This is a genomic window from Pararhodobacter sp. (assembly GCF_034676075.1).
Taxonomy (GTDB): domain Bacteria; phylum Pseudomonadota; class Alphaproteobacteria; order Rhodobacterales; family Rhodobacteraceae; genus Pararhodobacter.
Genome location: NZ_JAUCCQ010000001.1, coordinates 135,890 through 154,592 on the forward strand (window position 1 = coordinate 135,890; position 18,703 = coordinate 154,592).

At 68.2% G+C, this 18,703-nt stretch carries 18 protein-coding genes; 8 read left to right on the forward strand and 10 right to left on the reverse strand.

Annotated elements, in window-relative coordinates:
• Positions 1-4: 4 nt before the first annotated feature.
• The 3 genes from VDQ18_RS00670 to VDQ18_RS00680 are packed head-to-tail and all read left to right on the forward strand — an operon-like array spanning position 5 to position 3,353.
• The gene (locus tag VDQ18_RS00670) at positions 5-1,435 is read left to right on the forward strand and encodes a CoA transferase (RefSeq protein ID WP_323019110.1); all 1,431 of its coding nucleotides are present in this window, start codon (positions 5-7) and stop codon (positions 1,433-1,435) included.
• Positions 1,432-2,613 carry a MalY/PatB family protein gene (locus VDQ18_RS00675; protein ID WP_323019111.1) on the forward strand — a complete coding sequence of 394 codons (1,182 nt, stop codon included), beginning with the start codon at positions 1,432-1,434 and terminating at the stop codon, positions 2,611-2,613. The genes VDQ18_RS00670 and VDQ18_RS00675 overlap by 4 nt, the downstream gene beginning before the upstream one ends.
• Positions 2,610-3,353 carry an enoyl-CoA hydratase/isomerase family protein gene (locus VDQ18_RS00680; protein ID WP_323019112.1) on the forward strand — a complete coding sequence of 248 codons (744 nt, stop codon included), beginning with the start codon at positions 2,610-2,612 and terminating at the stop codon, positions 3,351-3,353. Before VDQ18_RS00675 ends, VDQ18_RS00680 begins: the two co-directional genes overlap by 4 nt.
• Positions 3,354-3,392: 39 nt before the next feature.
• Here the strand turns inward: VDQ18_RS00680 and VDQ18_RS00685 are convergent, their stop codons facing one another.
• From VDQ18_RS00685 to VDQ18_RS00700, 4 genes are read right to left on the reverse strand one after another with little or no spacing between them, the layout of a single operon-like run.
• Complete coding sequence (locus VDQ18_RS00685; protein WP_323019113.1) at positions 3,393-4,163, reverse strand: SDR family NAD(P)-dependent oxidoreductase; 771 nt, start codon at positions 4,161-4,163, stop codon at positions 3,393-3,395.
• Positions 4,160-5,089 (reverse strand): SDR family oxidoreductase, encoded by a 930-nt coding sequence (locus VDQ18_RS00690; RefSeq protein WP_323019114.1) that lies wholly within the window; start codon positions 5,087-5,089, stop codon positions 4,160-4,162. Before VDQ18_RS00690 ends, VDQ18_RS00685 begins: the two co-directional genes overlap by 4 nt.
• Positions 5,086-5,982, reverse strand: a complete 897-nt coding sequence (locus tag VDQ18_RS00695; protein ID WP_323019115.1) for a bile acid:sodium symporter family protein — start codon at positions 5,980-5,982, stop codon at positions 5,086-5,088. The genes VDQ18_RS00690 and VDQ18_RS00695 overlap by 4 nt, the downstream gene beginning before the upstream one ends.
• Positions 5,982-7,295, reverse strand: a complete 1,314-nt coding sequence (locus VDQ18_RS00700) for a flavin-containing monooxygenase (protein ID WP_323019116.1) — start codon at positions 7,293-7,295, stop codon at positions 5,982-5,984. The genes VDQ18_RS00695 and VDQ18_RS00700 overlap by 1 nt, the downstream gene beginning before the upstream one ends.
• Positions 7,296-7,431: 136 nt before the next feature.
• On the opposite strand from VDQ18_RS00700, the gene VDQ18_RS00705 reads away from it, so the two are divergent.
• Positions 7,432-8,016, forward strand: a complete 585-nt coding sequence (locus tag VDQ18_RS00705; RefSeq protein ID WP_323019117.1) for a TetR/AcrR family transcriptional regulator — start codon at positions 7,432-7,434, stop codon at positions 8,014-8,016.
• 34 nt (positions 8,017-8,050) lie between these two features.
• On the opposite strand, the gene VDQ18_RS00710 is transcribed toward VDQ18_RS00705, so the two are convergent.
• From VDQ18_RS00710 to VDQ18_RS00730, 5 genes are all read right to left on the reverse strand, one after another.
• Positions 8,051-8,866 (reverse strand): ChaN family lipoprotein, encoded by an 816-nt coding sequence (locus VDQ18_RS00710; RefSeq protein WP_323019118.1) that lies wholly within the window; start codon positions 8,864-8,866, stop codon positions 8,051-8,053.
• Complete coding sequence (locus VDQ18_RS00715; RefSeq protein WP_323019119.1) at positions 8,863-10,593, reverse strand: ABC transporter ATP-binding protein/permease; 1,731 nt, start codon at positions 10,591-10,593, stop codon at positions 8,863-8,865. Before VDQ18_RS00715 ends, VDQ18_RS00710 begins: the two co-directional genes overlap by 4 nt.
• Positions 10,577-12,913, reverse strand: a complete 2,337-nt coding sequence (locus VDQ18_RS00720) for a TonB-dependent hemoglobin/transferrin/lactoferrin family receptor (protein ID WP_323019120.1) — start codon at positions 12,911-12,913, stop codon at positions 10,577-10,579. The genes VDQ18_RS00715 and VDQ18_RS00720 overlap by 17 nt, the downstream gene beginning before the upstream one ends.
• Before the next feature lie 396 nt (positions 12,914-13,309).
• Positions 13,310-13,813, reverse strand: a complete 504-nt coding sequence (locus VDQ18_RS00725; RefSeq protein ID WP_323019121.1) for a hypothetical protein — start codon at positions 13,811-13,813, stop codon at positions 13,310-13,312.
• Entirely contained in the window at positions 13,800-13,976 is a 177-nt protein-coding gene (locus tag VDQ18_RS00730; RefSeq protein ID WP_323019122.1) for a hypothetical protein, read from the reverse strand. Before VDQ18_RS00730 ends, VDQ18_RS00725 begins: the two co-directional genes overlap by 14 nt.
• A gap of 314 nt (positions 13,977-14,290) precedes the next feature.
• Between VDQ18_RS00730 and dctP the strand changes: the two genes are divergently transcribed.
• The 4 genes from dctP (at position 14,291) to VDQ18_RS00750 (ending at position 17,972) form a co-directional block, all read left to right on the forward strand.
• The gene (dctP, locus tag VDQ18_RS00735; RefSeq protein ID WP_323019123.1) at positions 14,291-15,310 is read left to right on the forward strand and encodes a TRAP transporter substrate-binding protein DctP; all 1,020 of its coding nucleotides are present in this window, start codon (positions 14,291-14,293) and stop codon (positions 15,308-15,310) included.
• A 63-nt stretch (positions 15,311-15,373) separates the two neighbouring features.
• Complete coding sequence (locus VDQ18_RS00740) at positions 15,374-15,880, forward strand: TRAP transporter small permease (RefSeq protein WP_323019124.1); 507 nt, start codon at positions 15,374-15,376, stop codon at positions 15,878-15,880.
• Positions 15,877-17,184: a TRAP transporter large permease gene (locus tag VDQ18_RS00745; RefSeq protein WP_323019125.1), complete on the forward strand. Its 1,308-nt coding sequence runs from the start codon at positions 15,877-15,879 to the stop codon at positions 17,182-17,184. Before VDQ18_RS00740 ends, VDQ18_RS00745 begins: the two co-directional genes overlap by 4 nt.
• Entirely contained in the window at positions 17,181-17,972 is a 792-nt protein-coding gene (locus tag VDQ18_RS00750) for a shikimate dehydrogenase family protein (RefSeq protein ID WP_323019126.1), read from the forward strand. The genes VDQ18_RS00745 and VDQ18_RS00750 overlap by 4 nt, the downstream gene beginning before the upstream one ends.
• A gap of 5 nt (positions 17,973-17,977) precedes the next feature.
• Here VDQ18_RS00750 and VDQ18_RS00755 read toward each other — a convergent pair whose 3' ends face one another.
• Positions 17,978-18,649, reverse strand: coding sequence for a TetR family transcriptional regulator (locus tag VDQ18_RS00755; protein ID WP_323019127.1), 672 nt, complete (start codon positions 18,647-18,649; stop codon positions 17,978-17,980).
• Positions 18,650-18,703 lie beyond the last annotated feature (54 nt).

Genomic DNA, 18,703 nt, shown 5'->3' on the forward strand with positions numbered 1-18,703 from the left:
CGACATGCCCCTGAGCCAAACCGAACGCGCCGCGCTTGCGGACGTGCTGGACCCGCTTGGCCTGCCGCTGGCCGAGCTGACCACCCGCGCCGGATATACCGGCGAGGAACCTCCCTTGGATACTGATCTCGCCCTGGCCCTGGCCGCGCGCACCGCGGTGATGGCGCAGGCCATCGCCACGGCGGAATTCGGCGCGCTGCGGGGCGGTCCGGCGCAGGCGGTGAGCCTTGACCGAAACGCAGCGGTCTATGCGCTTTGCTGCGGGCTTTTCCAGTCCTGCTATGGCCAGGACATGACAATGGCGTCTGGCGCCGCCGCACCGCTCAGCACCTTCTATCAGGCGCGGGACGGACGCTGGTTCCACCCGATGGGCACCTATCCCGGGCTGCGCGACGGGGCGCTCGCCGTCCTCGATTGCGCCAACACGCCCGAGGCCATCGCCCGAGCCGTCGCCAAGCGCGACGCGCTGGACTGGGAAGAGGCCTTTGCCGCCGCCAATCTCGCCGGGACCATGGTCCGCAGCCGGGCCGAATGGCAGGCGCATCCCCAGGGGCAGGCGCTGGCCGCGGCACCCCTCGTCACGGTCGAGAAGATCGCTGACGGCGCGCCGCAGCCCCTGCCCGCCGCAGAACGGCCGCTGGCCGGGCTGCGTGTCCTCGATTTCACCCATGTCATCGCCGGGCCGATCCTGACCCGGACACTGGCCGAGCAGGGCGTCGATTGCCTGAGGATCAGCGCCCCCGCCCATGCCGATCCGCAGGCGTTCCTGCTGGAAACCGGCTGGGGCAAGCGGGCCGCCTATCTCGACTTCAACCGCCCCGGCGATCTGGAGCGGATGCGGCGGCTGGCGCTCTCGGGCGATGTCTTCGTGCAATCCTGGCGGCCCGGCGCGATGGAGGGCTTCGGCCTCGGCGCCGAGGACCTCGCCGCCGCGCTGCCGGCAGGGCATCCGGGCCTCGTCCATGTCAGCGTCGACAGCTGGGGGCGGACCGGACCCTGGGCCGGGCGCAAGGGCTTCGAGCAACTGGCGCAATCGGTGACCGGCGTCGCGCTGGAGGAAGGCCAGGGCGGCAAGCCGCGCTACGTGCCCACGGGCCTTCTGGCCGATTACCTCGCCGCCTATCTGGGCGCGACCGGAACGCTGGCCGCCCTGATGCGCCGGGCGCGCGAGGGGGGCAGCTACCGCGTCCATGTCTCGCTGGCCCGTGTCACCATGTGGTCGCAATCGCTTTCCGGCCCCGGCCGCACCCCGGGTGCGCCCTTCCCCACCGCGGCGGGCCTGCCGCCGTCGATCGAGCGCGACAGCCCCTTCGGCCTTCTGCGTCACCTCGCGCCCTTTGCGCATTTCTCGGCCACGCCGGGCGATTGGGCGCTGGCCCCCTGCCCTCCCGGGCGCCATGACGCCCGCTGGCTGGACCGGGGTGTCGAGGCATGAGTCCCCTCGCGCCGATGAGCCTTGAGGCGTTGAAGGACAAGCACAACGCCAAATGGTCGACCTTCGCCCCCGATGTGCTGGGCATGGGCATTGCCGAGATGGATTACCACCTCGCCGCCCCGATCCGCGCCCGGCTGGCGGCGCTGCTGGAAGCGGAGCGGACCGGCTATCCGATGCGCGGCCCGGTCGGGCCGATGGCCGATGTCGCCGCCAGCTTCGCCCGCCGCATGGCGCAGCGCTTCGGCTGGGCGGTGGAGCCCGGCGACACCCAGCTTTGCGTCGATCTGTTACAGGCGATCGCGGCCTGCCTGACGGCCTATAGCGACCCGGGCGAGGGGATCCTGATCCAGACGCCCTGCTACCCGGCCTTCCTGATTGCGCTGGATCAGGGGCAGCGGGCTCTGCACGACGTGCCGATGCGTGACGCGCCCGACGGCCCGCGTGCCGATCCCGACCCCGCCGCGACCCTGGCCGCGCGGGGCCTGAAGCCCCGGGTGCTGCTGCTCTGCCATCCCCACAACCCCACCGGCCGGGTCTTCACGCGGGAGGAACTGGCGCCCTATATCCGGCTGGCCGAAGCCGAAGACATGGTCATCATCTCGGACGAGATCCATGCCGATCTGGTCTTCGCCCCCCACGCCCATCAGCCGCTGGCGCAGATGTTCCCCGAGGCGGCGGCGCGGATCGTCACCCTCTATTCCGCGACCAAGAGCTTCAACACGCCCGGCCTGCGCTGCGGGATCATGCATTTCGGTTCGGCCGACTTGATGGCCCGTTTCAAGGCGCGGGTGCCCGAGGTTCTGCTGGGCCTGCCCAGCGTTGGTGCCATGGAGGCGACGCTTGCCGCCTGGGAGGAATGCGACGATTGGCTGGCGGCGCTGATGGAGCGGCTTGGTGGCCAGCGGCAGCAACTGGCCGAGGCGCTGATCCAGGCCGAGCCGCGCCTGCGCTGCTTCCTGCCGGAGTCTACCTATTTCCTCTGGGTCGATGCCCGCGCCGCCGATCTGCCGGGCGGCCCTGCGCGCTTCCTGCTGGAGCGGGCGCGGGTCGGGGTAAACGACGGCGCGCAGTGCGGGCCGGGCTGGGACGGCTATGTGCGGTTCAATTATGCGACCACGCCCGCGCTGATGGATGACCTCTGCGCCCGCCTGACCCGCGCCCTGACGGAGGGACGATGACCGAGCCCCTGATCCGCTACGACGAGGAAGACGGCATCGCCGTCATCGCCCTCGACCGTCCCGCCAAGCGCAACGCCATCGACAGCCGCATGGCTGCCGAACTCGACGCAGCCTTTCAGCGCTTCGCCCGGGGGCCTGCGCGGGCTGCGGTGCTGACCTCGACCTCGGCCGGGATCTTCTGCGCCGGGGCCGATCTGCACGATCCGCCGACCGAAGCCTGGCGCGCCCTGCCCGAGATCGGCTTTCGCACCGACAAGCCGATCGTCGCGGCGCTGGGGGGCAAGGTGATCGGGCTCGGCTTCATGCTGTCGGCGATGTGCGACCTCTGCGTCGCGGCCGAGGATACCGAGTTCCATTTCCCCGAGGCGAAACTCGGCTTCTCGCTGGCCGCAGTCAGTGCCGCGACCAACCGCCTGCCACCTCGGATGGCGATGGAGCTTTTGCTGCTGGGTCGGCCGATCCCGGCCCGGCGGGCCTATGACATCGGCTTCGTCAACGACCTGGTGCCCCCCGGCGGGCAGCTGGAGGCGGGCAGGGCGATGGCCCGGGCCCTGGCGGCGAATTCGGCGGATGTGGTCGGCAACCTCAAGCGCCTGACGCTCGACGTGCTGGGCGAGACGCCGTCTCAGCAGCATTACGCGGTGCGGCTGCGCGAGGAGGCGATGATGCAGGGCCCAGACGCCGAGGAAGGGTTGCGCGCCTTCCGCGAGAAGCGCCGCCCGGATTTCACCCGCCGCTGACGGGGCGAACCGGACGGGCATGGAGACCACGAAGGGCCTTCAGCCGTCGGTCCGGCCCGTCGCGATCTTGCGGCGCATGAGGCGCTGGTAAAGGCCGGGCGAGGCGCGCATCACCAGCGCCGCCAGCGCCGCGACCCGGCCGACCGGAATGAAATCGCGCCCCCGGGCCAGCCCCTTCAGGATCACCGCCGCCGCGTCCTCGGGCGTCATGTAGTCGATGCCATCGGGCGCCGAGCCCGGCCGCACGATTCCGTCCCCGCCCTGCTCGGCCTGCCCGATGTTGGTGGCGACGAAACTCGGCGCGGCGATCTGGCAGCGGACGCCATGCGCGGCTTCCTCGGACCTCAGCGAGGCGAAGAACCCCTGCAGCGCGTGTTTCGAGCCCGCATAGGCCGTGCGGTGATGCAAGGGCGCGAAGCCCGCGACCGAGGAAATCGCCAGATGGGTGCCCCGGCTTTGCCGCAAGGGCAGCAGGAAGGCCCGCGCCATCTCGACAGCGGCGAAATAGTTGATCTCGAAGACCTTCCGGTGGCTGGCGGGGTCACTCTCTGCGAAGGGGCCGATCTGCGAAACGCCCGCGTTGTAGATCACGAGGTCGATGGAGGGCCGCGTCGCGATGACCTGCGCCGCCGCCCGTTGCAGTGCGGCGGTATCGGTCAGGTCCACCGGGACCGGGGTGCGGCTGGCCGTCGCCTGTAGCCCCGCGGTGTTGCGATCCATCAGGACTGTGTGCCAGCCCTGCGCTTCCAACCCCGCGGCCAGCGCACGACCCAGCCCGCCGTTCCCGCCCGAGATCACCGCTGTCTTCACAGCCCGGCCTCCCGTTGCCAGAGCGCGAAGACCTCGGCCGAGGAAAGCGCCGGGGTATAGCCGAAGACGGATTTCAGCCGCTCGTTGGACAGAACCGGGCGGTATTGCAGGAAGCGCACCTGCTCGGGTCCATAGCGTGACAGGCCCAGCGGACGCGCCACGGCCAGCGCCGCCTTCAGCGCCCAGGCGGGCAGCCTGAGCACCGGCTTGCCGAGGGCACGCGCCAGATCGTCCACCGTCATCCAACCGTCGCCCGCCACGTTGTAGATGCCGGGCGGACCCTCGGTTGCGGCGCGCTGGACGATGCGGGCCAGATCCTCGGTCCAGATGAAGACGAAGGGCGACGCGCTGCCCTGCACCGCCAGAAGCCGCCTGCGGTGGAACAGCGCGGTGATCTGGTTGTCCGTCCCCTGCCCCAGCACGGTCCCGACCCTCAGCACCACCTGCTCCAGCTGCGGCGCGTCGCGGCGGGCGTCGGCGAGCATCTCCTCAACCCGGCGCTTGTGGTCGGCATAGGCGAATTCGGGATTGCCGCGGCAGGGTGCCTCCTCGGTCACGGGCACCGGGTTGTCGGCATGATAGCCATAGGCGGCGCCGGAACTCGTCACCACCAGCCGCCGCACGCCATGGCGCAGGCAGGCGTCCAGCACGTTGCGGGTGCCGGTGACATCGACCGCCTCGGCCGTCTCGCGGCTCATCCCCGGCGGGGGCGTGACGATGGAGGCGAGGTGGACGACGACCTCGGGCTGCTCCTCGGCAATGATCCGGTCGGGGTCGGTGCCGGTCACGTCCATGCGGCGAAAGCGGGTGGTGTCGGCCAGCGCGCCCGGGGCAAGATCGGTGGCAAGCACGTCGTCCGACACCAGCGCCCGGACCAGCGAGCGCCCGACCATCCCGGCGGCGCCGGTGATCAGGATGCGGGTCATCGCGCAGCCTCGGTCCGGCGCATGAGACTGGCCAGCGCCAGGCCGGATATCGCGTGCCACACCCCCCAGAAGCCTGCGACGATGGCCATACCGCCCAATCCCCCGAAGAAGCTGAAGATCAGCACAAGGCCCAGGCCCGAATTCTGGATCCCCGTCTCGATCGTCACCGCGCGGCGGTCGTAGGCCGAGAGCCCCGCCAGCGTCGCCAGCACATAGCCGCCGCCCAGTCCCAGCGCGTTATGCATGATGACCAGCCCGGCGATGGAGGTGCCGAAGGTCAGGAACAGCCCCCAGTTGCTGGCCAGGGCGATAGCGATGAAGGCCAGGAAAATGCCCATCGACAGCCATTGCAGCGGCCGCCTGAGCCGTCGCGTCAGATCTGGGCGCCGGGCGTTCAGCAGGATCCCCAGCACCAGCGGCAGCACCAGCATCAGGCCGACGGTCACGGCGATGCTGACGGGATCAATGGAAGTGGCGCGCAGGATCTCGGCCGTCGGCGCATAGAGGCTGCCCCAGAACGCGATGTTCAAGGGCGTCAGCAGGATCGCACCGACCGTGGCGATGGCGGTCATCGAGACCGAGAGTGCCGCATTGCCCCCCGCCCGGTGGGTGATGAAATTCGAGATATTGCCGCCGGGGCAAGCCGCGACCAGCATCAGCCCCAGTGCCACCGAGGGGCGCGGCTGGGCCACGATCACCAGCAGATAGGTGAGCGCCGGCAACAGCAGGAATTGCGAGGCGAGGCCCACCAGCACCGGTTTCGGCGACCGGGCCAGAACCCTGAAATCCGAGAGTTTCAGGTCGATGGCGATGGAGAACATGACTACCGCGAGGATCGCGTTCAGAAGCGTCAGCGAGCCCGCCGAGAAATCGAGTACCGCGTCGTCGATCATCACTTTGCCCCGGCCATGCGGCGGACCCAGCCAGTGACGGCTTTGCGATAGGTCGCCTTGTTGACGTAATAGGCCATGCGCGGCAGGTCGATGTACTTGACGCCGCCGGTGGCCCGCTCGAACCCCTGTTCCTTGGTCTTCTTCAGCGCCTCGGCCTCCGGCGTGCCCTCGCGCAGGCCCTTGATGTAGCGCACCACCATCTCGGCCTGTTCGTGGCGCCCCTGCCAGCCAAGGCCCGAGGCCTCGACCATGCCGAGGACAAAGAGGTCGTCGCGTCCGGGGTGCAGGCAGTTGAGGTAAAGATGCGGCGCATCGCCCCGCCAGTTCAGCAGCGCCTTGTCGATGAAGGGATAATCGAGTTTGTAGCCGGTTGCGGCGAGGATCAGGTCATACTCGCTCTGACTGCCATCCTTGAAATGCACGGTCCTGCCGTCCAGCCGCTCGATATCCGGCCGGATGCGCAGATCGCCGTGGCCCGCGTGGTAAAGGACCAGTGAATTCACGACCGGATGGCTTTCGTAGAGCTTGTAATCGGGCTTGGGGAAGCCATAGCGCTGCGGGTCGCCGACGAACCATTTCAGGATCGTCCCGTCGATCACCCGCTTGATCGGCATCGGCAGTTTCACCGCGCCGCCCAGCGTGTCGGCCGGTTTGCCGAAGACGTATTTCGGCACGAAATAATAGCCCCGCCGCATCGACAGATCGCAGGCCACGCCGTGGTGGATCGCATCGACCGCGATGTCGCAGCCGGAATTGCCGGCACCGACGATCAGCACGCGCTTGTCGTCGAATTGCCCCGCGGATTTGTAGTGCGAGGAATGGATTAACTCGCCGTCAAACTGCCCCTTGAAGGTCGGCATGTTCGGGGTGCTGAGCGTGCCATTGGCGATCAGAAGACCCGCGAAGTCCTCGGCATGCTCGCCGCTGTCATCGCGCCAGGTGATCCGCCAACCCTCACCCGGGCCGCCGAGGGGTTCGGTCCGCAGGACCTCCGCCCCGAAGCGGTAATGCGGCAGCAGGTCGAAATGCGCCGCGAAATCCTGGAAATAGCGCTTCATCTCCCGGTGCGAGGGGTAATCGGCCACCTCGGCCCGCATCGGGAAATCGGTGAATTCGGTCATCGTCTTGGACGAGATCAGATGCGCCGTCTCGTACATGGTCGAGCGCGGGCCCTCGATATCCCAAAGCCCGCCGACGCCGCCGTTCAGCTCGAACCCCTGAAAGTCCAGCCCGTGTTCCTTGAGCAGCTTGGCCGCCGCCAGCCCCATCGGCCCCGCCCCGATCAGGGCGAGCCTCCCGCGCGCAATACTCATGACGTCCTCCCACGTACAAGATTAACTTGAACAGATGTTCGAAATAAGGCAAGTTAAACTTATGCCTATTGCTCAACCCTCTGAGAAAACACGACAAAGAGCGCCCTCCAAGCGCTCGCTAGAGACCCGCGAACGGGTGCTGGACGCGGCCGAGGCGGTGTTTGCGATCCGGGGATTCGACGGGGCGACGATTCGCGACATCGTGGCGGAATCGGGCGAGCCGCTCGGCACGATCCATCACCACGGCGGCGGCAAGGAGGTCTTGTTCCAGCAGGTGGTGGCGCGCCGGGCCGAGGCGCTGTCAGGGGCCCGGCTGGACGCGCTGGCCCGGGCGCAGGCCATGGGGGCGGCGGATCTGACCGCGGTGCTGGGCGCCTTCATGCGGCCGTTCTTCGACCTCTCGCGGCAGGACCCGCGCTGGCGTCATTACGCGCGGCTGGTGGCTTTCGTCTCAGCCGATGACCGCTGGCGGGCGCTCTCGGCCCGGTTCTTCGACCCCACGGCGCGGGTCTTTCTGGCCGAGATCCGCGCGCTGCTACCCGGCGCCACCGAGCAAAGCCTCGCCGAAGGCTTCGTCTTCTCCGTCTCAGCCATGCTGGCGCTGCTGACCTCGCAGGAGCGGATCGGCACGCTGGGCGACGGGCGGGCAGCAGAGGCCGCGCAGATCGACCATCTGGTGCGTTTCTGCGCGGCGGGGCTGGAAGCGGGCACCGCCCGCTAGCCCGGGCCGACCATCAGGCCGCAACGGCCTCGGGTCAGGCCTGACCCGCGGCTTCCTGCAAGCCGAAGACCGCGCAGCCGATCCCCGCCGGGACCGGGCGGGCGCCCTCCCACGGCAGCAGGACGCGGGCCTCCGGGATGCCCAGATCGGCCAGCTGCGCCGGGGTGCCGCCCCGGTATTCCAGATGCCCGCGGCCGATGATGCCGACGACCAGCGCCCCGGGATCGCGCGCCCGCGCATCGGCGATGCGGCAGGCGAAAGCGCGGTCCCATGTCTGCTGGGCGCGCACGAAACGATCGAAGGCGGGATCGTCGGGGTCCTTGGCGGCGCGGTCGGGGCGCGGGCCGCCGGTCACCTCGAACAGGTAGCGGCGATAGGCGGGACTGGCAGGCGCCGCGGGGGTCACGCCCTCGCGTGCCTCCTCGGGGACGCTGTCCCAGCCGCCTGCGCCGACCTCGCGCACCAGATCGCGACGGCAGTTGAGGCCGATCATCGGCACGCGGTGCAGGCGGCAGAAATGGAAGAGCGGCAGGTAGAGTTCGGGCGGAAAGCCCCAGACCGTGCCCCATTCGGCACGCTCGAGGAACGCGGCCTCGTCCAGTCTGCCCGCCACCCAGTCGGCCAGCACCGGGTCCAGCCGGGCGGGGAACATCTCGAACCCCAGGACCAGCCTTTCGCGATGGGCCAGCAGCCCGGCCGCGACCTGCATCTGCCAGCGGTGGTTGTCGGCGCGGTCATGGCGTTCGCCCAGCAGGACAACGGGTGCCGCGGCCATCTCGGCCATCAAGGCGGGATGGGAAGGTGTGTCGCCGGTATCGGGGCGCAGCCATTGGCCGGGTTCGGGGATCATGCGGTCATCCTTTCGTCGTCAGGTCCGATCCAGAGTTCGGAATCGTGGTCCAGCCCGGCCGGTACGCGATGCGCCACGCACAGGATCGTGCTGCGCGGCAGATCGTTGCGCAAGAGCGCCAGAAGCCGGGCTTCGGACGCCGGATCGAGGGCGCTCGTCGCCTCGTCCAGCAGCACCCAGGCGGGTTTGAGCAGCAGGACCCGTGCCAGCGCCAGCCGTTGACGCTCGCCCATCGACAGGCCCTGCAATGCCTCGGGACCGTCCGGCCCGCCGATGCGGCGCTCAAGCCCCACCTTGCGCAGAATGCCTTCCAGCAGGGCGGAGTCGAAGCTGGCCGGATCATGGGGATAGGTCAGCGTCGGCAACAGCCCCTCGGCAAAGGCCAGCGGTTGCTGCGGCAGGGCCAGGATCGGCGCCTCGGGCAGGCTCACGCGGCCCGTGCCATAGGGCCAGACACCGCGCAGCGCCGACAGCAGCGTCGTCTTGCCCCGGCCCGAGGCGCCATGGATCCATACCCGCTGCCCCGGCCGGATCGTCGTGTCCGGCACCGGATCCAGCGCCTGCCCGCTGGGCGTATAGAGGCGCAGGTCGCGCAGACGCAGCAGCCCGTCTCCGCCCGAAGTCACCTCCAGGGCGCGGGGAACATCAGGCGCTGGCTGCGGCGCCGATGCCGCGCTGAACAACCCCTCGAGCCGCTCGGAAACGGCAACGAACCGCGCGAGCTTCGAGTAATCGAAGATGAACCAGCTCAGCGTCGTCGTGACGTTCGAAAAGGCCGAGGCCAGCTGCATCAGCCCGCCCAGCGTCACCGCCCCGCCGAAATACGCCGGGAGGGCCAGGAAGGTCGGAATGCGCAGCACCGTCCGGTAATAGGGGGTGACGAAGAGGCCCAGGATGAACTCCTGCCCGATGAGCCGCTTCCAATTGGCCCGCAGGCTGTCGAAACGCCGGTCGAGACGTCGCCGTTCGGCCCGCTCGCCCCCGGCCTGGGCAATCTGATCGGCCCCGTCGCGCACCTGCACCAGCGCGTGGCGGAAGTCGGCCTCGTAGCGTTCCTGGTCATAGGCCAGCCGCTTGATCGGTCGGCCCAGCCAATGGGTGATCAGGCTGGAACCGAAGACATACAGGAACGAGGCCCAGACCATATAGCGCGGAATTTCAGCCTCGATCCCCAGAAAGCCCAACGACAGCGGGAAGTTGGACAGCGACCAGAGGACCGCCAGATAGGTGATCAGCGACACCACCCGGGTGATCAGGTCCAGGGTGAATTCCAGCAGGTAGCTGATGAATTGCGCGCAATCCTGGGCGATGCGCTGGTCCGGATTCTCGACCGGCTGCGGGCTGAGGCCGGGCCGCAGGTGCCAATAGGCGCCGCCGTCCAGCCAGAGGGTCAGCGCCCGGTCGGTCAGGCGCTGGCGCCAGCCGATCTGCAACCATTTGCGCAGCCAGGCGCCCGAAAGCGTGCTGGCCGACAGGACGGCGACGATGAGGCCGAAGACACCGATCTGCCGCAGTGCCTCGGCCGCGTCGAGTTGTTCGAGCGCGTCGTAGAACGCGCGCGACCAGTTGATCATCTGGACACTGAGCCAGACGCCGACGAACTCCAGCGTCAGGATCAGGGCAAAGAGCCACAGGCCTTTCCAGGCACCGGGCCCCGAGGCGGCCAGCCAGGCCAGCCGCCCCATCCGGTTGAGGATCACCCGCATCCGCTCAGAACCGCGTCTCAAGCGCCAGCGTGAACACACGCCCCGCGCCCATGCGCAGATCCAGCGGGTTCTGCCGGGCCACGGCGAGCGAGGGGTTGGTCGTCGCGCCGATCGCGGAATCCTCGTAATAGGCGGTGTCGAAGAGGTTGGTGATGCCGAAGGTGATCGCGGCCTGATCGGTCAGCGCATAGCGGGCATAGAGGTCGAGAAGGGCATAGCCCGCCGGACGGAAGCCATCCGCGCTTGCCGTTTCCCGGACGCCGCTGGCGAAGCGCGAATAGGCGTCGAGAGTGAGCCGCGAGTTGGGCACTTCCCAGCTCAGCCCCACCACGCCGCGCAGGGGACGCAGATTGGCCGCGGTCTCGGCCGAGGCGGGATCGACGCGCTGGCGCCCGCGTTGCCAGGCCAGCGAACCGGTGAGGGTCAGGTCAGGGGTGATCTGGTATTCGCCTGCCAGTTCGATGCCCCAGACCTCGCGCTCCTCGATGTTGCGATAGGTGTAATCGTCGGTCCCGGGCGGGTTGTAGAAGCTCTGGATGAAGTCGGTGTAATTGGCCCGATAGGCGCTGACCGAGACATAGCCATCGGCGAATTCACCGCGCGCGCCGATTTCAAGGCTGGTGACGAACTCGGGCCGCAGGTTCGGGGCCGGGATCAGGTCGAAGCCGTTGCCATCCAGCGAGGTATAGAGCTGTTCGGCGGTCGGCATCTTGAAGCCCTGCCCGACATTGCCCCAGATGGTCCACTGGTTGTTGACCCGCCAGCGCGCGCCAAGGCTGCCCAACAGCGCCTGATCCTGCCGACGCTGGGGTTCGGAACCCGGCACGACGACATAATCGGGATCGGGCCGCGGGTCGATCACATAGGTCGCATAGCGCAGGCCCGGGGTCAGCTCGAACCGGCCATCGGCCCATGTGATGCGGTCCTGAAGGTAGAGATCGGCCCGCCGGGTCGTGGCGTTGGCGAAATTGAAGCCGCCCGCCCGGGTCGTCACATCCGAGCCGGTGGTCAGGTTCACCACCCGCGTGAGGCGCTGGTAATCGGTCGTCGTGTGGTCGCCGTCGAAGCCGAAGGTCAGCTCGTGCTGTGCCCCGCCGACCGCGAAGCGCCGGACGCCCTGAATGTCCAGTTCGAAGAAATCTTCGTAAAGGTTGAGCGTGTCGTATTGCACCGAGGTCTCGCCGCCGGTGATGGAACGCCGCTCGCCGGTGCGCTCGTAGCTGTGCGGCACAAAGGCCAGCGTCGTGGTCAGCTGATCGAGGAAGCCGCCGCCGGGGGTCCATTCATGCTCGAGGGCGAAGCGCTGGCGCGAGATGGTCTGCACCCGATGGTCCGACATCACATAGGTGCTGGCCGAGCTGGTATTGCCAAGGTTCTGGTTGAAATCGAGCGCGGTCACGCGCCGCATGAGGTCGGCGGTGAAGCCGAAGCGGTGTTCGTCGTTGGGCCGGAAGTCAAACCGCACCAGGCCGTGATGCATCTCGATATCGGTCGGATCGAATTCATTGCAGGGCGTGGCCCCGGCCGCCAGATCGCGCGGACAACCGCCGTGAATGTCGCTGTAAAGCCCGCCATTCGGCGCGGCATTGCTGAGCCGGGGCTCGTTTGCCCTGAGATGCGAATAGCCGATCAGCATCGACAGCCGCTCGGACAGCTGCTGTGCGAAAGTGCCGGTCACCGTATAGGTGTTGGTGAAACTGTCGTAGCTGGAGCGCAATTCGGCGCCGCGCTCGCGCCCTTGCAGGATGTCGTCGGGCGTGACGGTGCGCAGCGCCACCACGCCGCCCAGGGCGTCGGCGCCCCAGACCACCGAGGCCGGGCCCCCCACGACCTCGGCCTGCCGGACGAACGAGAAATCGAGGTAGTCGCGGGTGCCGTCGGTGATCCGCTCGGCCACGCGCGAGCCGTCGACCAGCATCAGCACCCGGTTGCCGCCGACGCCGCGCATGCTGAACCCGTCGAAATCGTTGAAGGGTTGGGCCGCGTTGATCTGCCGGTTGACCGAGAGGCCCGGCACATAGCGGGTCAGCTGCTGCATGTCGGTGACGGCCTGATCCTGCAGGTCCTGGCCATCGACCACCGTGACGCTGGCGGGAACTTCCAGCACCGGGCGCGGCAGGCGGCCGGTGAAATAGGTGATGCGGCCCAGCATCTCGAAGAGGCCCGGCGCCGGGTCGGTCGGCGCCTCGCTTTGGCTGGCGGTTTGCGCGCTTTCGTCGCGCAAGGCCTGGGTGTCTTCGGGGACCTGCGCCAGCAGGGCGCCGGGCAGGCACAGCCAGAGCGCGGCCTGCGTTCCGGCACGCGCCATCATCCGCCCCGGGGCGGTCATTTCATATCGCATCGCGATCACTCCATCGGGCCGCCGGACGGCGGCATCTCGGTGCTGGCAGGATGCTGGCATGGCGGGGTTCGCGCCGGAGGGGCGCGACCCGTGCAACAAGCGCCCGAGCCCGCGCCTTGGCAGGGCGGGACGGTCACGAGGTTGTTCGGGGGATCTGGCCGACGTCTTCCCGCGTCACGCTTCGGTGTCACGGGGGGTCGCTGGATGGCGGATTCCTGACAATTTTTGTCATATTATGCAAGGCAGATATCGCTTTCCCGCCTTGATCGCGCCGATGCTGTGGCGAATGCGCATCACTGAGGGAAGCTACTGGAATATCTATAGAAAAGACCGCGCCAGGGGAGGCTGGCGCGGCAAGAGCGGATCCGCCTGCAAGAGCGGGTCGCTGAGGGAGGGTCAGGCCAGCGGCTGCGCCGACAGGCCCATGCCGTGTCGCGTCGAATAACGGCGCGCGGTCGCAACAAGGTCGGGGTTCGGGGTGCCGTCCGACAGGAGTTGCGCCTCAGTCTGCGCCCGCCCCTCCTGCCCCCGGGCCACCGCGCCCAGAAGCGCCAGCAGGCGACGTTCGTCCGCGGTTGCCCAGCACCGGCAGCCGGCGCAGGCCTCGGGGTTGAAGCGGAAGGTCGAGCGGCGGACCGCCCTCAGGGCCTCGACCAGCGCCACCACGTCATAGCAAAGCGCGCCCGCCTGCACCGCACCGACCTCGCCGGTCGCAAGCTGCAACGCCCTCAGCCAACCCTGCGATTCAGGGGCGTTGAAGGCGTGGAAATGCCAGCGGCAGAGTCGCAGCGTCAGATGCTGAAACGGAGTCAGGCCCAGATCGTCGAGCCGCCATTCCTCGGGCCGACCGGGGCGGCGGACCGGATCGGCCCGGAGGGGGTGCCGCTCAGGCGCGCCCATGGCGGATCCCTTTCGGCGCACGCGGGAAGGTCCGGCGTTCCTCGGCTTCGGCGCGGTCGGCGAGGCGTTCGAGATACCAGGGATCGGTCGCGATCCTTTCGGGCGCAGCCATGCCGGCAGCGAGGAGGTCGCGGTAGAGGGAGGGCGGGGGATCGAGACGCACTGTCAGCTCCGTTCTGCGGGACGAGGGCGGCCGGGCGTGCGCCGCCGAAAGGGGCGCGTCGCTGGGGCTGTTTAATTCTTATCAAAATAGTCGGATTTGTAAATCCCCTTCCTGGCGGGCCGGGTTACGGTCTGCTTGCCTTGCCTCGCTCCCGGCGATGCAGCCCTCCGGATCAAGGAAAGGAGCCCGTCCAGTCCAAGCTGGGCTGAGGTTTTTCCCGGTGGCCCCAACGGCGGCACTTTACAAACATACTAGTTAGTATAAAAAAGCCCACGCAGCCGGGAGGGGCTGTCGCGAACCTCAGGAGGGACATCATGGATCGTCGCACTTTCATGCAGCTTGCCGCCGGCACCGCTGGGCTCGGCCTCAGCGGCGCCCGCGCCCGTGCGCAGGAGGTCATCACCTGGAAGGCGATGGCCATGCACACCAACGGCGAAAGCTATCGCAAATGGGCCTGGCTGGCCGAGCAGCTGGACCAGCGCACCGGCGGGCGTATCCGGCTGGAACTGACCACGGTGCAGGAACTCGGCCTGACCGGGACCGAGGTGCTCCGCGTGCTGCGCACCGGGCTCGTCGATATCGCCGAGGCAAATGTCAGCTACGTTGCCAGCGACCTGCCGATCCTCGAAGCGACCGAGATCCCCGGCCTTGCCAGCAGCTTTGCCAATGGCAAGGAGCTGCTGAGCGCCTGGATGAATGACGTGGTTCGCCCGCTCGAGCCGCAGATCGGCGGCAAGGTGCTGGCGAATTTCGCCTGGAATTCGGCCTATCTGTTTACCCGCGAGCCGCTGGCCTCGCTCTCGGATCTGCGCGGGCAGAAGATCCGGGTCTATTCGCCGGGTCTCGCCGCCTATGTCGAGGCATTCGGCGCCGAGCCGATCTCGATGCCGATCTCCGAGGTCTATTCGGCGCTGCAACGCGGGGTGATGGACGGGCTGCTGACCGGCTCGGACCAGATCTCGGCCCTGCAGCTGTGGGAAGTGACCCCGGCGCTGACCGACATCAACCTCGCCCCGTTCGGCGCCTATGTGATCGTCGGTCAGCGCAGCTACAACGCACTGCCGGACGACCTGAAAGAGATCGTCGACGGCCTGTCGCAGGACCTGACGGACGAGGGCTGGCGCCTGGGTGACGCCAACAACCAGGTCGGCCTGAATGCCGCGCGCGACCATGGCATGTCGCTGACCATCCCGGCCCCGGCCGAATGGCAACCCGAACTCGCCGCCGCCGCGCGCGAGCATGTGGTGCCGATGTGGAGCTCGCGCGTCGGCCCGGACGCCGTCGCCGCCTTCAACTCTGTCATCGGTCCGATCAGCGGTGTGACCATCGACTGATCCGCCAGGCGGGGCGGCGGCCAGCTCGTCGCCCCCCGCTGTCACCCCGAACCAAGGCATATCATGATCCAGGCGACCGAACGCGCGCTCCGCCGACTGAGCGAGGGCATGGCCATCGCCAGCGGGCTGGCTTTCCTGCTGCTGGCCATCTTCACCACCCTCGACGTGACCAGCCGCAAGCTGGGCGGGCCGTTCAGCGGCATCACCGACACGCTCGCCGCCTTCGTCATGGCCTTCGGCGCGACCTGGAGCCTGGCTCAGGCCCTCGCCGGTGGGGCGCATGTCCGCATCGACGTGCTGCAAAGCCTCTACGGGCGACGCATGACCCGGCTCTCCGCCTTCCTCGCGCTGCTGACCACCACCGTCTTTTCCGGCGTGCTCTGCTGGCGGGCCTGGCTCGTCACGTTCGAAAGCTGGTCCATCGGCGCCTATGTGCCGCAATCGCTGGTGACGCTCCGCCTGGCCTGGCCGCAGGGCGTCACCGCGATCGGCTACAGCGCGCTGGTGCTCTACGGCCTGGCTGCTCTCGCCCTGGCGCTGGTCGCCCCGAGCCCGGAGGAAACCGCATGATCGGTCCCGTCCTTCTGATCCTGCTGCTGCTGGGCCTCGGCTTTGCCGCGAGCCTGCATGTCGGCACCGCGCTCGGCCTGACGGCCCTGATCGCCGGTCTGATCTATATCGGCCCGGTCTGGGATTTCTTCGGCCAGATCCCCTGGACCACCAATTCCAGCGTGACGATGACCGTCGTGCCGCTCTTCGTGCTGATGGGCGAGCTGCTGCTGCGCAGCGGTCTGACCGACGACCTTTACGCCGCGCTGTCGCGGCTGGTCGGCCGCCTGCCCGGGGGTCTTTTGCACAGCAACATCCTCGCCAGCGGTGTCTTTGCCGCCGTCTCGGGCTCGTCGCTCGCCACGGCCACCACCATCGGCGCCGTCGCGCTGCCGACCATGAAGCAGCACGGCTACAACGAGCGGATCACCTTGGGCTCGATCGCCGCCGGGGGCACGCTGGGGATCCTGATCCCGCCCTCGCTGATCATGATCGTCTACGGCCTCGTGGCGCAGGTCTCGATCGGCGATCTCTATATCGCCGGGATCGTGCCGGGGATCCTGATGATGGTCGGCTTCATCGCCGCGATCCTGATCCTGTCGCTGTTCGGCCCCCGGGGCGAGCAGGCGATCCAGCGCTATTCCCTGCGCGAGAAGCTGGCGGGCCTCGTCAACATCATTCCCATCGCCCTGCTGATCGGGCTGGTGATCGGCACGATCTATCTGGGCGTCGCCACCGCGACCGAGGCCGCCGCCTATGGCGCGACCGGGGCGCTGGTCGTGGCGCTGGCCAAGCGCCGGTTAAGCTGGCCGATGCTGAAAGAGGCGCTGCTCAGCACGGCGATGACCACGGGCATGATCCTCTTCGTGGTGAACGCAGCCTTCCTTCTGCAATTCGTCCTGTCGTTCATCGGCGTGCCGCGGGCATTGTCGCAATCCATCCTGTCCTTCGGGCTCAGCAGCACCGAGCTTATTCTGGTGATCTGCGTGGTCTTCATCCTGCTGGGCATGGTCATGGACGGGCTGCCGATCGTCGTGGCCGTGGTGCCGATCTTCCTGCCGCTGTTGCAGGCGCAGGGCATCGACCTGGTGTGGTTCGGGATCATCGTCGTCATCCTGATCGAGCTGGGACTGATCACCCCGCCCATCGGCATGAACCTCTTCGTGCTGCAGGGGGTGCGCCACAGGCTCTATGGGGCCGAGGCCGGGAAGATGACCGACATCGTCATCGGCGTCCTTCCCTTCATCGTCTCCATGCTGGTGGTGCTGGGGCTGGTCATCGCCTTCCCGCAGGTCGCCATGGGTCTGGTCGGAGCGATGCGATGAACGCCGCCTTCCCCACCGGCGCCACCCGCGTGCACTTCCTGATCGGCCAGCCGACCGTGCAGGCGAAATCGCCCACCGCCATGACCCGGCTCTTCGCCGAGCGGGGCCAGGATGCCACGGTCCTGCCGCTCTCTGTGCCGCCTGGTGCGCTGGGAACGCTCGCCCGTGCGCTCTGGCCGGTCGAGAACCTCGGCGGGCTGATCGTCACCGTGCCCCACAAAATCGAGGCGCGGGAGATCGCCCGCGAGCTGAGCGACGCCGCCCGTCGCTGCGGCGCCGTCAATGTGCTGCGGCGCCTGCCGGACGGTGGCTGGTACGGTGACAATTTCGACGGCGAGGCGATGGTGCAGGCGATCCGCGCCGCGGGCTTCGACCTGCGCGGCGCCCGTGTTCTGCTGGTCGGCGCAGGGGGCGTCGGCAAGCCCATCGCACTGTCGCTGGCAGCGGCGGGGGTGGCGGGGCTCAGGGTCCGCGACACCGACCCCCAGCGCGCCGCCGACCTGACCCGACTGCTGCGCCAGCATTTCCCGCCGCTGGATCCCGCTGGCACCCCCGATCTGGTGGTGAATGCGACGCCCCTCGGCCTCGACCCGCAGGATCCCCTGCCCGCCACCGAGGCCGAGATCCTGGGGGCGCGCTGCCTTGCGGACGTGACCACGCCCCGGGGCACCAGCATGATGATCGGTATGGGACGGGCCGCGGGGCTCCTCACCGTCGATGGTCATGCGATGTATCAGGCCCAGCTGCGCACCATCCTCGACTTCGTGGACGAGGCGCCGGGGCCGTGAGGATGTCAGTCTTCCGGCCGCCGGCTAACCCCGTGCACCAGAAGCTCGGTGATCTGGTGCAGCCGCTCGTCCAGCGCGGCCTGGGTGTCCATGTCGACCTCGAACACCGAGGCGAAGGTGTATTTGTTCGACACCTGGTAGAAGCTGAGCGCACCCACCGTCATGAAGAAATGCGTGGGGTCGATGCCGGGCCGCAGCGTGCCATCGGCCACCCCCCGGGCGAAGATCGACTTGACCTTCTCCATGGCGAAGGCATTGAGGTTGCGCAGTTTCTCGGATTTGCGGATGTGCTCGCCAAAGGCGAGATTCTCGTTCACCACGAGGCGGACGTATTCCGGGTTCTTCTGGTGGCGCTCGAAGGTGAAGCGGATGAAGCTGCGCAGCGCCTCGAGCGGCGGCAGGTTGTCGACATCGAGGTCGCGCTCGGCCTCGCGGATCTGGATGTAGCTCTGCTCCAGCGCCGCGATGTAGAGCCCTTCCTTGTTGTCGAAGTAGTAGTACAGCATCATCTTGCTGGCGCGGCTGTTGGCGGCGATGCGATCGACGCGCGCCCCGGCCAGGCCATGCTCGGCGAATTCCTGGATCGCGACCTGCAACAGGTCCTGCCGCACCGCTTCGGGGTCGTTCTTGCGCTTGGCGCGCGCGTTCTTCTTCGCGGTCGCGGCGGCTTCCGACATCACATTGTCCATCCTGGCGGGCCGGTCGTGGCGCCGATCAAAATATACGAACCA

What these genes read in the sequence shown, in the direction of transcription:
- VDQ18_RS00670 (WP_323019110.1), top strand. Translation starts at nt 5, where the DNA reads ATGCCCCTGAGCCAAACCGAACGCGCCGCGCTTGCGGACGTGCTGGAC.
- VDQ18_RS00675 (WP_323019111.1), top strand. Translation starts at nt 1,432, where the DNA reads ATGAGTCCCCTCGCGCCGATGAGCCTTGAGGCGTTGAAGGACAAGCAC.
- VDQ18_RS00680 (WP_323019112.1), top strand. Translation starts at nt 2,610, where the DNA reads ATGACCGAGCCCCTGATCCGCTACGACGAGGAAGACGGCATCGCCGTC.
- VDQ18_RS00690 (WP_323019114.1), bottom strand. Translation starts at nt 5,089, where the DNA reads ATGACCCGCATCCTGATCACCGGCGCCGCCGGGATGGTCGGGCGCTCG.
- VDQ18_RS00695 (WP_323019115.1), bottom strand. Translation starts at nt 5,982, where the DNA reads ATGATCGACGACGCGGTACTCGATTTCTCGGCGGGCTCGCTGACGCTT.
- VDQ18_RS00700 (WP_323019116.1), bottom strand. Translation starts at nt 7,295, where the DNA reads ATGAGTATTGCGCGCGGGAGGCTCGCCCTGATCGGGGCGGGGCCGATG.
- VDQ18_RS00710 (WP_323019118.1), bottom strand. Translation starts at nt 8,866, where the DNA reads ATGATCCCCGAACCCGGCCAATGGCTGCGCCCCGATACCGGCGACACA.
- VDQ18_RS00720 (WP_323019120.1), bottom strand. Translation starts at nt 12,913, where the DNA reads ATGCGATATGAAATGACCGCCCCGGGGCGGATGATGGCGCGTGCCGGA.
- VDQ18_RS00725 (WP_323019121.1), bottom strand. Translation starts at nt 13,813, where the DNA reads ATGGGCGCGCCTGAGCGGCACCCCCTCCGGGCCGATCCGGTCCGCCGC.
- dctP (WP_323019123.1), top strand. Translation starts at nt 14,291, where the DNA reads ATGGATCGTCGCACTTTCATGCAGCTTGCCGCCGGCACCGCTGGGCTC.
- VDQ18_RS00740 (WP_323019124.1), top strand. Translation starts at nt 15,374, where the DNA reads ATGATCCAGGCGACCGAACGCGCGCTCCGCCGACTGAGCGAGGGCATG.
- VDQ18_RS00745 (WP_323019125.1), top strand. Translation starts at nt 15,877, where the DNA reads ATGATCGGTCCCGTCCTTCTGATCCTGCTGCTGCTGGGCCTCGGCTTT.
- VDQ18_RS00750 (WP_323019126.1), top strand. Translation starts at nt 17,181, where the DNA reads ATGAACGCCGCCTTCCCCACCGGCGCCACCCGCGTGCACTTCCTGATC.
- VDQ18_RS00755 (WP_323019127.1), bottom strand. Translation starts at nt 18,649, where the DNA reads ATGTCGGAAGCCGCCGCGACCGCGAAGAAGAACGCGCGCGCCAAGCGC.